This is a genomic window from Ralstonia flatus, assembly GCF_958439105.1.
GTDB classification, from domain to species: domain Bacteria; phylum Pseudomonadota; class Gammaproteobacteria; order Burkholderiales; family Burkholderiaceae; genus Ralstonia; species Ralstonia flatus.
Genome location: NZ_CAUDLI010000001.1, coordinates 603,257 through 619,116, shown reverse-complemented (window position 1 = coordinate 619,116; position 15,860 = coordinate 603,257). Strand labels below are relative to the sequence as shown.

The following is a 15,860-nucleotide window of genomic DNA, read 5'->3' as shown; positions in this document are numbered from 1 at the left end:
GTCCCATGCAAGCGGGGAGGGCAGCCTCCAGCTACAATAACGCCTTGTTTTTGTTGCCTTTTTGCCATGAACCAAGCTGTCCGCTGGAAACCCAGCGTTACCGTTGCCGCCGTCATTGAACAGGACGGGCGCTTTCTGCTGGTCGAGGAGCACACCGATGTCGGCTTGCGCCTGAACCAGCCCGCCGGCCATCTCGACCCGGACGAAAGCCTGGTCGACGCGGTCGCGCGCGAGGCACTGGAAGAAACCGCGCACAGCTTTGTGCCGACCGCGTTTCTGGGCTGCTACATGGCACAGTTCCAGCCGCCGCAAGGGGATCCGGTCACCTACGTGCGGATGGCCTTTACTGGCGAGTTGGGCCCCCAAGACCCGCGCCGCACGCTGGACGACGGCATCGTTCGCACCGTGTGGATGACGGCGGATGAAATCCGCGCCAGCCGCGAGCGCCATCGCAGCCCGCTGCTGCTCGCCTGCGTGGAGGACTACCTGGCCGGCAAGCGCTATCCGCTTGACGTTATCCACACACACGCGAGCGTGTACGGCCTGGGAGCGCAGTCATGAGCAAGAAGCGGATCGTCGTCGGGATGTCCGGCGGCGTGGACTCGTCCGTCACTGCGTGGCTGCTCAAACAGCAAGGCTATGACGTCGTCGGCCTGTTCATGAAGAACTGGGAAGACGATGACGACAGCGAATACTGCTCGACCCGGCAGGACTGGATCGACGTGGTCTCGGTGGCAGACCTCATCGGCGTCGACGTGGAAGCTGTCAACTTTGCCGCCGAGTACAAAGACCGCGTGTTTGCAGACTTCCTGCGCGAATACTCCGCCGGCCGCACGCCCAATCCTGACGTGCTCTGCAACGCCGAGATCAAGTTCAAGGCCTTCCTCGACCACGCGATGGCGCTTGGCGCCGACACGATTGCGACCGGGCACTACGCCCGCGTGCGCGAGGTCGACGGCCGCTTCGAACTGCTCAAGGCGTTCGATCACACGAAGGATCAGAGCTACTTCCTGCACCGCCTGAATCAGGCGCAGCTCTCGCGCACGCTCTTCCCGCTGGGCGAGATCCCGAAGACGAAGGTGCGGGAAATCGCCGCCGAGATCGGTCTGCCCAACGCCAAGAAGAAGGACTCCACCGGCATCTGCTTTATCGGCGAGCGGCCGTTTCGCGATTTCCTGAATCGCTACCTGCCGACCAAGCCCGGCCCGATCAAGACGCCGGACGGCAAGACCATCGGCGAGCACATCGGCCTGGCGTTCTACACGCTGGGGCAGCGCAAGGGCATCGGCATCGGCGGCAGCCGCGATGGCAACGGCGATGCCTGGTACGTGGCCCGCAAGGACATGGCGGCCAACACGTTGTACGTGGTGCAGGGTCACGACCACCCGTGGCTGCTGGCGCATACCGTGCACGCCGACGATCTGAGCTGGGTTGCCGGCCACGCGCCCACCGAAGGCACGCACCTTGGTGCCAAGACGCGTTACCGCCAGGCGGATGCGCCTTGCACGGTCGCACGCGGGGCCGAGGGCGCACTGACGTTGGCCTTTCCAGAGGCGCAGTGGGCCGTCACGCCGGGCCAATCTGCCGTGCTGTACGACGGTGAAATCTGCCTGGGCGGCGGCATTATTTCGGCAGCCGAGCCTGCAGTCGTTGAAAAGGCAGTCGCTTAAGCGGTTTCTGCAACACTACGTTGTGACGGCTGCGGCTGTTGCGGCACTCGTTTAAGCTTGCGCCCTGATTTGTCTTCACACAGGGTTGGTCATGCTGCCACGTCGTTACTGGGCCTTTGCGGGCGTTGTGCTGTTGTTTGCCGTCACCGCCGGGTTTGCGGTAGCGGGGCGCCTGCATTGGGTGTGCGCGGTCATTCCGGGCATGTTCGTCATCCTGGGCGTGCACGACATCACGCAGACGCGCCACTCGGTGCTGCGCAACTACCCGCTCTGGGGCCATTTCCGCTTCCTGTTCGAGTTCATTCGTCCGGAAATCCGCCAGTATTTCGTTGAAGACGACACCGACGAAAAGCCGTTCTCGCGCGCCCAGCGCAGCATCGTTTATCAGCGTGCCAAAGGTGAGGTCGATAGCCGTCCGTTCGGCACGGAAGTCGACGTGAAGGTGGCCGGTCACGAATGGATCGGCCATTCGCTGGCGCCAACGCGCATTGCCTCGTCGGACTTCCGCGTGATGGTCGGCGAGGGCCGCGCCAAGCCGTATTCGATGTCGGTGTTCAACATCTCGGCGATGAGCTTCGGGGCGCTGTCGGGCAATGCCATTCGCGCGCTCAACCGCGGTGCCAAACTCGGCAACTTCATCCACGACACCGGCGAGGGTTCGATCTCGCCTTACCACCGCGAAGAGGGCGGCGACCTGATCTGGGAAGTCGCCTCCGGCTACTTCGGCTGCCGCGATGCCAACGGCCGCTTTGATCCGGACCGCTTTGCCGAACAGGCGCGCAGCCCGCAGGTGAAGATGATCGAGGTGAAGCTGTCGCAGGGTGCCAAGCCGGGTCACGGTGGCGTCTTGCCTGCGGCCAAGGTGACACCCGAGATTGCCGCCACGCGCGGCATCCAGATCGGCAAGGATTGCATCTCGCCGGCCGCGCATTCGGAGTTCAACTCGCCGCTGGGTTTGCTGCAGTTTGTGGATCGCCTGCGTACGCTGTCGGGCGGCAAGCCGACCGGCTTCAAGCTGTGCATCGGGCATCCGTGGGAGTTCTTCGGCATCGTCAAGGCGATGCTGGAGTCCGGCATCCTCCCGGACTTCATCGTCGTTGACGGCGCGGAAGGCGGCACGGGCGCGGCGCCGCTGGAATTTACCGACCACGTTGGCACGCCGCTGCAGGAAGGGCTGCTGCTGGTGCACAACACGCTGGTCGGGACCAACCTGCGCGACAAGATCAAGATTGGCGCGTCGGGCAAGATCGTCACGGCGTTCGATGTGGCTCGCACGCTGGCAATGGGTGCCGACTGGTGCAACGCTGCGCGTGGCTTCATGTTCGCGCTGGGCTGCATCCAGGCGCAGAAGTGCCACACCGACCGCTGCCCGACCGGCGTGGCAACCCAGGACCCGTCTCGTCAGAAGGCGCTGGTGGTGCCGGACAAGGCCGAGCGCGTGCATCAATATCACGCGCATACCCTGCATGCGCTGCTGGAGCTGACGCAGGCGGCCGGCCTGCAGCATCCGGCGGATTTTCGTGCGCACCACATCGTGCGACGCGTGTCGGGCAACGAGGTGCAGTTGCTCTCGACGCTGCTAAAGTACCTGGAACCCGGCGATCTGCTGGCCGGGCGGTACCGTTATCAACTGTATGAGCGCTACTGGCCGATGGCCCAGGCCGAACGGTTTGATCCGGTGGCCGTGTAACGCTCGGCAGTTGCCCTGGATTACTGCGGCTGGGTTTCCATGAAACTCGGCCGCTTTTCAATGCGCGCGTAGAACGTGGCGAGGTTCGCGTGACGCTCGCGCCAGTCGATCTGCGGCTGGCGGAAATCCAGGTAGGCAAGTGCGCAGCCGACGGCGATGTCGGCCAGCGTCAGGTGGTTGCCGTTGCACCAGGTCTTGTCGGCCAGGCCTTGCGACATGGCTTGCAGGGCCTGATCGATCTTGTGGCTCTGGCGCGCGAGCCACGTTTCGCTGCGCTGCTCCGGTGTGCGCTGCGTATGTTCGATGCGCAGCATGAGTGCTGCGTCGAGCAGGCCGTCTGCCAGCGCTTCCCAGCAGCGCACTTCCACGCGTTCCCGGCTTGATGGCGGAATGAGGCGCGCCACCGGCGACAGCGTGTCGGCGTATTCCGCAATGACGCGCGAGTCGAACAGGGCGCCGCCGTCGTCCATTACCAGGCAGGGCACCTTGCCCAGCGGGTTGAACTGGTGGATCTGCGTACCTGCGCTCCACACGTCTTCCAGCACGAACTGGTAGTCGATTTTCTTTTCAGCCAGGACCACGCGCACCTTGCGGGTGTACGGGCTGGCGTGCGATCCGATCAGTTTCATAGGCATGTCATGTTGGAGGCGGAAGTATAGCCGCGCACTTTCCCGAGTGCGCTGGGCGGCGCCTGAACCCAACTCAACCAAACGGAGGCTTGCTTTAGGCCGGATTGGCCGTGAAAGGCAGGTGCCGGATGGTAAAATCGCGGGCTCGCTGGGGTGCGCGTATGCACCTTGGTTCAACGCGCAACGCCGCGTCCGGGTTGTCCGGATTGAGATTCCCTTCACATTTTTCCCCGCCTGCCATGTCGTCGCTTTCTGCCCTGACCGCTCTGTCTCCCATCGATGGCCGCTACGCTGCCAAGGCCGATCCGCTGCGCGAGTGGCTGTCGGAAGCCGCTTTCATGCGCAACCGCGTGAAGGTGGAGGTGCATTGGCTGATCGCCCTGTCGCAGGCCGGGCTGGCCGAGATCCCGCGTTTCTCGGCCGCCGCCGAGGGCGCACTGCTGGCGCTGGTCGAGAACTTTGCCGAGGCAGACGCCGCCCGCATCAAAGAGATCGAAGCCGTCACCAACCATGACGTGAAGGCCGTCGAATACTGGATGAAGGAGCGCGTGAAGGGTAACGCCGAGCTGGAAGCCGCCAGCGAATTCATTCACTTCGCCTGCACGTCGGAAGACATCAACAACACCTCGCACGGGATGATGCTCAAGGGCGCGCGCGACACGGTCATCGTGCCGACGCTGCGCCGCGTTCAGGCTCGCCTGGTGGAGCTGGCTCATGCCAACGCCGACGTGCCGATGCTCTCGCGCACGCACGGCCAGCCGGCCAGCCCGACCACGCTGGGCAAGGAAATGGCCAACGTGGCCGCCCGCCTGGACCGTGCCATCCGCCGCATCGAAGCGGTTGAACTGCTGGGCAAGATGAACGGCGCGGTGGGTAACTACAACGCGCACCTGTCGGCGTATCCGTCGCTGGACTGGGAGGCCTTCTCGAAGAACGTGATCGAGACGCGCCTGGGCCTGACGTTCAACCCGTACACCATCCAGATCGAGCCGCACGACTACATGGCGGAGCTGTTCGACGCCGTGGCGCGCGCCAACACGATCATCCTGGATCTGGACCGCGACGTCTGGGGCTACATCTCGCAGGGCTACTTCAAGCAGAAGACCAAGGCTGGCGAAATCGGCTCGTCGACCATGCCGCACAAGGTCAACCCGATCGACTTTGAAAATTCTGAAGGCAACGTCGGCCTGGCCAACGCGGTGCTGCGCCATCTGTCGGAAAAGCTCCCGGTCTCGCGCTGGCAGCGTGACCTGACCGATTCGACCGTGCTGCGCAATATCGGCGTGGCGTTCGGCTACAGCCTGCTGGCGTACGACGCCTGCCTGCGCGGCTTGGGCAAGCTGGAAACCAACCCCGCCCGCCTGGCCGAAGACCTGGACAACTGCTGGGAAGTGCTGGCCGAGCCGGTGCAGACCGTGATGCGCCGCTATGGCATCGCCAACCCGTACGAGCAGTTGAAGGAACTGACGCGCGGCAAGGGCATTTCGCGCGAGGCGCTGCGTGAATTCATCGCCACGCTGGCCATTCCCGAAGACGCCCGCAAGCTGCTGCTGGACATGACGCCCGGCAGCTACATCGGCAAGGCGGAAGAACTGGCGCGCCGTATCGCCTGATTGTTGCAAAAATTTGGTGGTACCGTCTTGAAGAACGGCCCGCTCTCGAATTCGAGGCGGGCCGTTTTGTTTGGTGCGCTCCGTAGAACGGGCTCTCGCGCCACGTCTATAAAACTGCCTGGTCAATCAAAAAATTTGAATCGCTTCGTGAACTTCGCGCCGACTTGACGGGTCGGATCGCGCAAATAATGCACAATCGTTTGGCGCCGTGGTCTGACCCACAGGCGCCGCCAACTGAGCGCTTCAAAATACCGAGGGAACCGATGTCTCAAGCTGCCCACTCGAATCCGGCCATGCGCGGCGCCGCTGACCACGGCGTCTATACCAAGCCGGCGATCGCGATGCACTGGATCATCGCGCTGCTGATCTTCGCGGCCTTCGGGCTGGGTCTGTACATGACCGATATCCCGGGCTTTACGCCCACCAAGCTGAAGCTGTTCTCGTATCACAAATGGATCGGCATCACGGTGCTGATCTTTGCGGTGCTGCGCGTGCTGTGGCGCCTGACGCATCCGGCGCCGGCGCCCGTGCCCGGTATGCCGAAGTGGCAACACGCCGCCGCCGAAGCCGCGCACGTCGGCTTGTATCTGTTGATCTTGGCGGTGCCGCTGACCGGCTATCTGCTCAGCGTCGCGGCCGGCGTCAAGGTTGTCTACCTTGGCCTGTGGGAACTGCCGATGCCGTTCGACAAGAGCGACGCGCTGAAAGACATCTTCGGCATGGCGCACGAATGGCTGAACTGGACCATGGCGGCCATCGTCGTGGTGCACATCCTGGCTGCGCTCAAGCACCACGTTGTCGATCGTGACGGCACGCTGCGCCGCATGATGCCTTTCCTCCGCTGATTTCCAAATGCGCCGGCGCACGGTGTGTGCCGGTGCTTCTGCCTTTCCATCCTGACCAAGACTGCCGGCATGATCCGGCCTGACTGAAGGAGTCTGATGATGAAACGTGTTGTGCGCCCCCGCGCCATCGCCCTGGTTGCCGTCGGCGCGCTGTCGATCGCTGCCGTATCGGTATCGGCCATCGCCCAGGTGGATGCCGCCAAGAGCAGCGTCACCGCCACCGGCAAGCAGCTCGGCGTGCCGATGGACATCAAGTTCGGCAAGTTCGATGCCGCCGTCAACTACAACCCGGCCAACGTGGCCGCCTCGACGGCGAAGGTCGACATCGATGTCACCAGCGTCGACGTTGGCAGCAAGGAATACAACGACGAACTGAAGAAGAAGGACTGGTTCGACACCGCCAAGTACCCGAAGGCAACGTTCGTCTCGTCGGCGTTCAAGCCGGGCGCGGGCGGCAAGGTGGACGTGGTCGGCAAGCTGACCATCAAGGGCATCACGCAGGATGTGACTGCACCCGTCACGTTCAAGCAGGAAGGCGCCAATCAGGTCTTTGAAGGCGCATTCCCGGTCAAGCGCAACGCATTCAAGGTGGGTGACGGTGAGTGGAAGGATACTTCGGTCGTCTCGGATGACGTGACGATCAAGTTCCGCGTCGTCATTGCCAAGAAGTAATCGGAAGTCTCACCCCATCGTTTTTCCGGCCCTCGTGTGCCGCTTTTATCCGCAGGAGTTCTCATGAAATTGCGTACCCTCGTTGCCGCACTGTCGGCCGTTGCTGCCACCGCCGCATTTGCCGCCCCCGCTACGTACCAGCTCGACCCGAGCCATACGTACCCGAGCTTTGAAGCCGACCACATGGGCGGTCTGTCGAAGTGGCGCGGCAAGTTCGAAAAGTCCAGCGGCACCGTGACGCTCGATCGCGCCGCCAAGACCGGCAGCATCGACGTGACCGTGCAGACCGACAGCATCGACTTCGGTCACGCCAAGATGAACGAGCACGCCAGGAGCGCCGAGATTTTCGACGTGGCCAAGTACCCGACCGCCACGTTCAAGGGCAACTTCACGAAGTTCAAGGGCGACGTGCCGACCGAAGCCGAAGGCCAACTGACGCTGCACGGCGTCACCAAGCCGGCCAAGCTCGAAATCGACGCGTTCAAGTGCATGCAGCACCCGATGCTCAAGCGTGAAGTCTGCGGCGCTGATGCCGAGATGAAGTTCAAGCGCGACGACTTCGGTGTCGACTACGGCAAGGCCTACGGTTTCAACATGGAAACCAAGCTGAAGATTCAGGTGGAAGGCATCAAGCAAGACGCCAACGTTGCACAGCAGTAAGCCTGGCAACACGCCTCAGCCAAAGAAAAAGCCCCGCAATCGCGGGGCTTTTTTGTTGCCCGAGGAATGCGTCCTCTGGGCATTGGAACGACCGAGCCTTCAGACTTGCGCGCCGAAGTTCGGATCGTCTTCCTTCGGGCCACCGGCCTTTTTGTCGGCCTTGACCAGATCTTCGCGCTTGACGCCCAGCCACATGCACAGCGCAGCGGCCACGAACACCGACGAGTAGATGCCGAACAGAATACCGATCGTCAGGGCCAGGGCAAAGTAGTGCAGCGTCGGGCCGCCGAACACCAGCATCGACACCACCATCATTTCGGTCGAGCCGTGGGTGATGATCGTGCGCGAGATGGTGCTGGTAATCGCGTGGTCGATCACCTCGTGCGTGTTCATCTTGCGGTACTTGCGGAACGCTTCGCGGATCCGGTCGAAAATCACCACGGATTCGTTGACCGAATACCCCAGCACGGCCAGTACCCCCGCCAGCACCGACAGCGAGAACTCCCACTGGAAGAAGGCGAAGAAGCCCAGGATGATCACGACGTCGTGCAGGTTGGCGATCACGCCCGCCACGGCAAACTTCCATTCGAAGCGGATCGACAGGTAGATCACGATGCCGACCACCACGAACAGCAGCGCCAGCAGGCCGTCGGTGGCCAGTTCCTTGCCAACCTGCGGCCCGACGAATTCGACGCGCTGCAGCTTGGCGTCGGGGTTGGCGGCGTTCAGGGCTGTCATCACCTGCTCGCTTTGCACCGCCGAGGCGATGGGCTTGCCGTCCGGGCCGGTCTTGAGCGGCAGGCGGATCATCACGTCGCGCGAGGTGCCGAAATTCTGCACCTGGGCGTCGGCGTAGCCGAGCTTCTCAACGTCGCCGCGGATCTTCGGCAGATCGGCGGCCTGGGTATAAGCGACTTCCATCACCGTACCGCCGGTGAACTCCACCGACAGGTGCAGCCCCTTGTGGAACAGGAAGAAGACGGCGGCGATAAACGTCAGGAACGACAGCGCGTTGAGGATCAACGCGTGCTTCATGAACGGAATGTCGCGGCGGATGCGGAAAAACTCCATGGTCTGCCCTTTGTGGCGACCGCCCCTTCATATCGGGGGCGGTGCCGGTTATGCGAGATTCGTGGTGGGTGGCGTGATTACTTGGCGGGCGATTCCGTGTTCGTATTGCCCGGCTTCCACACCTGCCCGATGGCGACGCTCTGCAGCTTCTTCTTGCGGCCGTACCAGAGGTTCACGAGACCGCGGTTGAAGAACACCGCCGAGAACATGGACGTGCCGATCCCCAGGCAGTGCACGATCGCGAAGCCGCGTACCGGGCCCGAACCGAAGGCGATCAGCGCCAGGCCGGCGATGAGCGTCGTCACGTTCGAATCGAGGATGGTCGCCCAGGCGCGGTCAAAGCCGGCGGCGATGGCCATCTGTGCCGATGCGCCGTTGCGCAGCTCTTCACGCACGCGCTCGTTGATCAGCACGTTCGCGTCAATGGCCATACCGAGCGCCAGTGCGATAGCTGCAATACCCGGCAGCGTGAGCGTGGCTTGCAGCATGGAGAGCAGCGCGATCAGCAGGAACACGTTGACGCCGAGGGCCGCCACCGAGAATGCGCCGAACAGCATGTAGTACAGCACCATGAACACCGAGATGGCGAGGAAGCCGTACAGCGCAGAATCGAAGCCCTTCTTGATGTTGTCGGCACCCAGCGACGGGCCGATGGTGCGTTCTTCGATGATCTCCATCGGCGCGGCCAGCGAGCCTGCACGCAGCAACAGCGCCAGGTCGGAAGCCGCCTCGGTCGAGCCCATGCCGGTGATCTGGAAGCGCGAGCCCAGTTCGGACTGGATGGTCGCCACCGTCAGCACTTCGCCCTTGCCCTTTTCAAAGAGCACGATGCCCATGCGCTTGCCGATGTTGTCACGCGAGACATCGCGCAGCATGCGGCCACCCTGGCCGTCGAGCGTGATGTCGACCGACGAATTGTGGTTTTGGTCGAAACCCGCAGAGGCGCTCGTGATGCGGTCGCCCGTGAAGATCACCTGCTTCTGCAGCAGGACGGGAGCGCTGCGTCCTTGCGTGAACAGCTCGTCGCCCAGCGGTACCGGATCGCCGGCACGCGGCACGAGCGGCGCGTTCGGATCGGCCAGGCGCGCTTCCAGCGTGGCCGTGCGGCCGATGATGTCCTTGGCCTTGGCGGTGTCCTGCACACCGGGCAGTTGCACGACGATGCGGTCCGGGCCCTGTTGCTGGATCACCGGCTCAGCCACGCCGAGTTCGTTCACGCGGTTGTGCAGCGTAACGATGTTCTGCTTCACCGCGTTGTCCTGCACTTCCTTCATCGCGGCAGCGGTGAAGGTGCCGGTGAGCGTGGCGCCGTCGGCGCTCTTGTCCACGGTGTAGGCCAGTTCGCGGGTCGAGTCGGCCAGCAGTCCGCGGGCGCGGTCGGCCTCGTCCGGGTTGCTGAACTTGATCGTGATCGTGTTGTTGTTGCGGTCGATGCCGCTGTGGCGGATGCCCTTGTCACGCAGCTGCGTGCGGATGTCACCAGCCAGCGAGTCGAGCTTCTTCGTCACAGCGCCGTTCATGTCGACCTGCAGCAGGAAGTGCACGCCACCGCGCAAGTCCAGGCCGAGGAACATCGGCTTGGCGAAGAACGGTGCGCCGCTGAGCCACTGCGGGGAGCCCGGCAGCAGGTTCAACGCCACGATGTAGGTCGGGTCGGCTTGATCGGTGTTCAGGCCGCGGGCCAGGACGTCCTTGGCCTTGAGCTGCGTGTCGGTGTCGGCAAAGCGCACGCGCACGCTGGCGGAGGTGCCGTTGTTGTCGAAGAACACGCCGTCGGGCCGAATGCTGGCTGCAGCCAGCAGGCTCTCGACCTGCTTTTGCACGTTCAGATCGACCTTGACGGTGGCCTTGCCAGAAGACACCTGCACGGCAGGCGCTTCACCGAAGAAGTTCGGCAGCGTATAGAGGAACCCAATGGCAAGCGCCACCAGGATCACAATGTATTTCCAGAGCGGATAGCGATTCATCTTGGAATGCAGAGAGGCGACGCCGAGGGGCGCGGGCGCGGATTCTTAGAATAGGCGCTGCCTGGGGTTCCGGCGCCGGCGCAATCGTGCGCGGCGCCTGGATGGGGCGATTACAGCGCCTTGAGCGTGCCCTTGGGGAGCACGGTCGTCACGGCGCTCTTCTGGACAGTGATTTCGGTGTTGGCAGCGATTTCCACGGTGACGTACTGCTCGGCCACCTTGCTGACCTTACCGAGGATGCCGCCGGCGGTGACCACTTCGTCGCCCTTGGCCAGGGCTTCGAGCATCGCCTTGGTTTCCTTCTGGCGCTTCATTTGCGGGCGGATCATGATGAACCACAGCACCACGAACATCAGGATGATGGGCAGGAAGCTCATCAGGCCACCCGCGGCACCACCGGCTGCCGGTGCGGTTTGCGCGTAAGCGTCGGAAATCAGGAACACGTCAGAACTCCGTAATGGTTCGTCAATCGGTCAAAAATCGGACCGGACATTCTACCATTGCGATGCTGCGGCAAATGGGCGCGCCCGGCGCCCTGCGGAGGCGGCTTACAGGGCCCCGCGCGCGCGGTCTGCGGCAAAGCGCGCCTGGAAGGCGGCAAAGCCGTGGGATTCAATGGCGGCGCGCATTTCGGCCATCAATTCCAGGTAGTAATAGAGATTGTGGATGGTGTTCAGGCGGGCGCCCAGGATTTCGCCGACGCGCTGCAGGTGGTGCAGGTAGGCGCGCGAGAAATTGCTGCAGGTGTAGCAGCCGCAGGTTTCGTCCAGCGGGCGCGGATCGTTGCGGTGTACCGCGTTCTTGATCTTGATGTCGCCAAAGCGGGTGAAGAGCCAGCCGTTGCGCGCGTTGCGGGTCGGCATCACGCAGTCAAACATGTCGACGCCGCTGGCGACGCCCGCCAACAGGTCTTCTGGCGTACCGACGCCCATCAGGTAATGCGGCTTGTCGGCCGGCAGACGCGGCGCCACGTGCTGCAGCACGCGCATCATGTCTTCCTTGGGCTCGCCGACCGACAGGCCGCCGATGGCATAGCCGCCGAAACCTTCGCCGCCCGCGTCGGCGTCAATGGCCTGCAAACCGGCCAGCGACTCATCGCGCAGGTGCTCGAACATGCCGCCCTGGACGATGCCGAACAGCGCGTTCGGGTTGTTCTCGCGCGCGAATTCGTTGCGGGAGCGCTGTGCCCAGCGCAGGCTCATGCGCATGGAGGCCGCGGCTTCGGCCTCGGTGGCCGGGCGATCGCCGATCTTGTACGGCGTGCATTCGTCGAACTGCATGACGATGTCGGAATTCAGCCGGCGCTGGATCTGCATCGAGATCTCGGGCGAGAGGAACAGCTTGTCGCCATTGATGGGCGATGCAAAGGTCACGCCTTCTTCGGTGATCTTGCGCAGATCGCCCAAGGAAAAGACCTGAAAACCGCCGGAATCGGTCAGGATGGGCTTATCCCAGCCATTGAAACCGTGCAGGCCTTTGTGCGCGTCCATCACTTCCAGACCCGGGCGCAGCCACAGGTGGAACGTGTTACCAAGGATGATCTGTGCGCCGATGTCCTTCAACTCCGCCGGCGACATCGCCTTGACCGCGCCATAGGTGCCCACCGGCATGAAGATGGGCGTTTCGACCACGCCGTGGTTCAGGGTCATGCGGCCGCGTCGGGCGAGGCCATCGGTGGTGAGCAGTTCGTACTTGAGCATGGTCAGAGCGATTGGGTTTCGCTGGGTTCGGCGGGAGCGCGCGTGAGCAGCATGGCGTCGCCGTAACTGAAGAAGCGGTAGCGCTGGGCGATGGCGTGCTGATACGCCTCACGGATGGCGCTCATGCCGGCAAACGCCGATACCAGCATCAGCAAGGTCGACTTGGGCAGGTGGAAGTTCGTCACCAGCAGGTCGACGGCGCGGAAACGGTAGCCGGGGGTGATGAAGATGTCGGTCTCGCCGCTGCAGGCGTTGAGCGTGCCGTCCGGCTGCGCGGCCGACTCCAGCGCCCGCATCGACGTGGTGCCGACCGCGATGATGCGACCGCCGGCAGCTCGCGTGGCGCGGATGGCTTCAGCGAGTTCAGCCGTAATTTCGTACCACTCGCTGTGCATGCGGTGTTCGGCGATGTTTTCCACACGCACCGGCTGGAACGTGCCCGCACCGACGTGCAGCGTGAGAAAACCGCGCCGGATGCCCATGGCGTCCAGCTTGGCGAACAGCGCATCGTCGAAATGCAGGCCCGCCGTGGGTGCCGCCACGGCGCCCGGGTTGCGCGCATAGACGGTCTGGTAGCGCGTTTCGTCAAAGCTGTCCGGGTCGTGCTCGATGTAGGGCGGCAGCGGCAGGCGGCCGTATTGCTCGATCAAGTCCAGCGCCGGCTGCGGGAAACGCAGCGTGAAGAACGGCTCGGCGCGCGGTCCGACCGTCACGTCAAAGGCGTCGGCCAGGCGCAGCGTGGTGCCCTCGACGGGCGACTTGCTGGAGCGGATCTGCGCCAGCACCGTGTGCTCGTCCAGCAGGCGCTCGACGAGCACTTCCACCTTGCCGCCGCTGGCTTTGTGGCCAAAAAAGCGTGCCTTGATGACGCGCGTGTCGTTAAAGATCAGCAGGTCGCCGGGGCGCAGGTAGTCGACCAGATCGGCAAACTGGCGGTCTTCAAAGTGCACGGCGTCATCCGCGGGGCGTACGGCCAGCAGGCGGCTCGCGGTGCGGTCGGGCAGGGCGGTTTGCGCGATCAGCTCGGGCGGCAGATCGAAATCGAAATCGGACAGCGTCAGCATGAAAAGTGGCGCAGACGTGGATTGCGCCAAGTGATGGTGGCGGGCGCCGGTACAATCGGGCGACTCGCAAAGTTCGCCATTGTAAACGCCCTGTGCCGTCTCGCGCCCGTTCCGCCACTGATGCTGCTCCTATGCCCGACGCTGATACTGCGCCGGCGCCGAAGCCAAAACGCGCGGCCACGGCGGATAAGGCGGCCAAGGCAACGGCCAAAACCGCCCGCCCGGCAGACAAGCTCGCCAAGCTCGGCCTGCACCGCGACGTCGATCTCGTCCTGCATCTGCCGATGCGCTACGAGGATGAAACCACGCTGCTGACCATTGCCGAGGCCACGGCCCGCGCCAACACCGGCTGGGCTGCGCAGGTCGAAGGCACGGTCACGCGCAACGAAGTGGCGTTCTGGCCGCGCCGGCAGCTGGTCGTGCATATCGCCGATGACTCGGGCGAACTGGTCCTGCGTTTTCTCAATTTCTACGGCAGCCAAGTCAAGCAGATGGCCGAAGGCGTGCGCCTGCGCGTGCGCGGCGAAGTGCGCGGCGGCTTCTTCGGCGCTGAGATGGTGCACCCGACCGTGCGCGCGGTGGCGGACGATGAACCGCTGCCCGATCGCCTGACGCCGGTGTATCCGAGCACGGCTGGCGTGGCGCAGGCCTATCTGCGCAAGGCGATCCTGAACGCGCTTACGCGCACGCCGCTGCCGGAAACGCTGCCGAACAGCCTCATCACCGGCCCACTCGCGCCGCTCAAGCTGATGACGCCGGCCGATGCCGTGCGCCTGCTGCATCAACCGACGCCCGATGTCGATGAGCACAGCCTCGTCGAGCGCACGCACCCGGCGTGGCTTCGCATCAAGTTTGATGAACTGCTCTCCCAGCAGCTCTCGCTCAAGCGTGCGCAGGCCGCGCGCCGTATGCGCAACGCGCCCGTCCTGCGCGACAGCGGCAAGGAGGGGCTGCTCGCCCGCTTCATGAACGCGCTGCCGTTCAAGCTGACCGGCGCGCAGGCCCGCGTGTGGGAAGAGATCCGCGCCGACCTCGCGCACCCGTACCCGATGCAGCGGTTGCTGCAGGGCGATGTGGGCAGCGGCAAGACCGTCATTGCTGCGCTGGCCGCCTGCCAGGCCATCGATGCGGGGTGGCAGGCTGCGCTGATGGCGCCGACCGAATTGCTGGCCGAGCAGCACTACCGGAAGCTTTCCGCCTGGCTGGAGCCGCTGGGCGTGGACATCGTCTGGCTGGCCGGCAGCCTCAAGCGCAAGCAGAAAGACGAGGCGGCCGCGCGCGTGTCCGCTGGCACGGCGCAACTCGTGATCGGTACGCACGCGCTGATCCAGGACGCGGTCACGTTCGCGCGGCTCGGCCTGGCGGTGGTGGACGAGCAGCATCGCTTTGGCGTGGCGCAGCGGCTGGCCCTGCGCGGCAAGGCAAGCAACGGCGATGCACCTGCCGCCAACGCCCAGGTGCCGCACCAGCTGATGATGTCCGCCACGCCGATCCCGCGCACGCTCGCGATGACGTACTACGCCGACCTCGACGTTTCCGCCATCGACGAGTTGCCGCCCGGCCGCACCCCAATCGTGACGCGCCTGGTCAACGATGCGCGGCGCGACGAAGTGATTGAACGCATCTACGCCGCCGCACGCGAAGGGCGACAGGTCTACTGGGTGTGCCCGCTGATCGAGGAAAGCGAAGCGCTGCAATTGCAGACCGCCGTTGAAACCTTCGAGACGCTTTCGCAAAGTCTGGAGGGCCTGAAAGTGGGCCTTGTGCACGGACGCCTGCCATCCGCCGAGAAGGCCGCCGTGATGAGCGCCTTCGCCGGCGGCGAGCTGCACGTGCTGGTCGCCACGACGGTCATCGAAGTGGGTGTCGATGTGCCCAATGCCTCGTTGATGGTGATTGAGCACGCCGAGCGCTTTGGCCTTGCGCAGTTGCATCAGTTGCGTGGGCGAGTGGGGCGCGGCACGGCGGAATCGGTGTGCGTGCTGCTGTATCAGGCGCCGCTGTCGCCGACGGCCAAGCAGCGCCTGCAGACCATGCGCGAGACCACCGATGGTTTCGAAATCGCCCGGCGCGATCTGGAGATCCGCGGGCCTGGTGAATTTCTCGGCGCGCGGCAATCAGGCGAAGCGATGCTGCGTTTTGCCGATCTGAACCACGATGCGTGGCTCGTTGAGTTCGCGCAGGGCGCGGCGGACGCGATGCTCGCGCGCTTTCCTGAAGCGGTGGACACGCACCTCAAGCGCTGGCTGGGCGAGCGCGAGCACTACCTGCGGGTTTAA

General features: G+C 64.1%; 14 protein-coding genes. 8 read left to right on the top strand and 6 right to left on the bottom strand.

All coding sequences use genetic code 11. From position 1 onward, the window contains the following. The first annotated feature begins 66 nt into the window (after window positions 1-66). The 3 genes from R2676_RS02950 to R2676_RS02940 all read left to right on the top strand — a co-directional run bounded on the left by R2676_RS02950 (window position 67) and on the right by R2676_RS02940 (window position 3,360). On the top strand, window positions 67-561 hold the full coding sequence (locus R2676_RS02950) for an NUDIX hydrolase (RefSeq protein ID WP_206274280.1): 495 nt from the start codon (window positions 67-69) through the stop codon (window positions 559-561). After that, on the top strand, window positions 558-1,670 hold the full coding sequence (gene mnmA, locus R2676_RS02945) for a tRNA 2-thiouridine(34) synthase MnmA (RefSeq protein WP_206274279.1): 1,113 nt from the start codon (window positions 558-560) through the stop codon (window positions 1,668-1,670). The genes R2676_RS02950 and mnmA overlap by 4 nt, the downstream gene beginning before the upstream one ends. Before the next feature lie 91 nt (window positions 1,671-1,761). After that, window positions 1,762-3,360: an FMN-binding glutamate synthase family protein gene (locus R2676_RS02940; protein WP_206274278.1), complete on the top strand. Its 1,599-nt coding sequence runs from the start codon at window positions 1,762-1,764 to the stop codon at window positions 3,358-3,360. Window positions 3,361-3,380: 20 nt separating this feature from the next. Here the strand turns inward: R2676_RS02940 and R2676_RS02935 are convergent, their stop codons facing one another. Then, the gene (locus R2676_RS02935) at window positions 3,381-3,989 is read right to left on the bottom strand and encodes a glutathione S-transferase (RefSeq protein WP_206274277.1); all 609 of its coding nucleotides are present in this window, start codon (window positions 3,987-3,989) and stop codon (window positions 3,381-3,383) included. Window positions 3,990-4,228: 239 nt separating this feature from the next. On the opposite strand from R2676_RS02935, the gene purB reads away from it, so the two are divergent. The 4 genes from purB to R2676_RS02915 all read left to right on the top strand — a co-directional run bounded on the left by purB (window position 4,229) and on the right by R2676_RS02915 (window position 7,779). Next, window positions 4,229-5,602, top strand: a complete 1,374-nt coding sequence (purB, locus tag R2676_RS02930) for an adenylosuccinate lyase (protein WP_027680567.1) — start codon at window positions 4,229-4,231, stop codon at window positions 5,600-5,602. A 263-nt stretch (window positions 5,603-5,865) separates the two neighbouring features. Beyond that, window positions 5,866-6,447, top strand: coding sequence for a cytochrome b (locus R2676_RS02925; protein ID WP_206274276.1), 582 nt, complete (start codon window positions 5,866-5,868; stop codon window positions 6,445-6,447). A gap of 99 nt (window positions 6,448-6,546) precedes the next feature. Further along, on the top strand, window positions 6,547-7,119 hold the full coding sequence (locus R2676_RS02920; protein WP_206274330.1) for a YceI family protein: 573 nt from the start codon (window positions 6,547-6,549) through the stop codon (window positions 7,117-7,119). A 63-nt stretch (window positions 7,120-7,182) separates the two neighbouring features. Beyond that, a complete protein-coding gene (locus tag R2676_RS02915) occupies window positions 7,183-7,779 on the top strand; it encodes a YceI family protein (protein WP_206274275.1) in 597 nt (198 codons plus the stop codon). 99 nt (window positions 7,780-7,878) lie between these two features. On the opposite strand, the gene secF is transcribed toward R2676_RS02915, so the two are convergent. From secF to queA, 5 genes are all read right to left on the bottom strand, one after another. Then, a complete protein-coding gene (gene secF / locus R2676_RS02910) occupies window positions 7,879-8,850 on the bottom strand; it encodes a protein translocase subunit SecF (protein WP_206274274.1) in 972 nt (323 codons plus the stop codon). A 77-nt stretch (window positions 8,851-8,927) separates the two neighbouring features. After that, window positions 8,928-10,817 (bottom strand): protein translocase subunit SecD, encoded by a 1,890-nt coding sequence (secD, locus tag R2676_RS02905; RefSeq protein WP_206274273.1) that lies wholly within the window; start codon window positions 10,815-10,817, stop codon window positions 8,928-8,930. Between the two features lie 110 nt (window positions 10,818-10,927). Next, on the bottom strand, window positions 10,928-11,260 hold the full coding sequence (gene yajC / locus R2676_RS02900; protein WP_004632835.1) for a preprotein translocase subunit YajC: 333 nt from the start codon (window positions 11,258-11,260) through the stop codon (window positions 10,928-10,930). A gap of 105 nt (window positions 11,261-11,365) precedes the next feature. Continuing rightward, window positions 11,366-12,517 (bottom strand): tRNA guanosine(34) transglycosylase Tgt, encoded by a 1,152-nt coding sequence (tgt, locus tag R2676_RS02895; protein WP_206274272.1) that lies wholly within the window; start codon window positions 12,515-12,517, stop codon window positions 11,366-11,368. Window positions 12,518-12,519: 2 nt separating this feature from the next. Continuing rightward, window positions 12,520-13,581 carry a tRNA preQ1(34) S-adenosylmethionine ribosyltransferase-isomerase QueA gene (queA, locus tag R2676_RS02890; protein ID WP_206274271.1) on the bottom strand — a complete coding sequence of 354 codons (1,062 nt, stop codon included), beginning with the start codon at window positions 13,579-13,581 and terminating at the stop codon, window positions 12,520-12,522. A gap of 131 nt (window positions 13,582-13,712) precedes the next feature. Between queA and recG the strand changes: the two genes are divergently transcribed. Further along, window positions 13,713-15,860: an ATP-dependent DNA helicase RecG gene (recG, locus tag R2676_RS02885; protein ID WP_206274270.1), complete on the top strand. Its 2,148-nt coding sequence runs from the start codon at window positions 13,713-13,715 to the stop codon at window positions 15,858-15,860.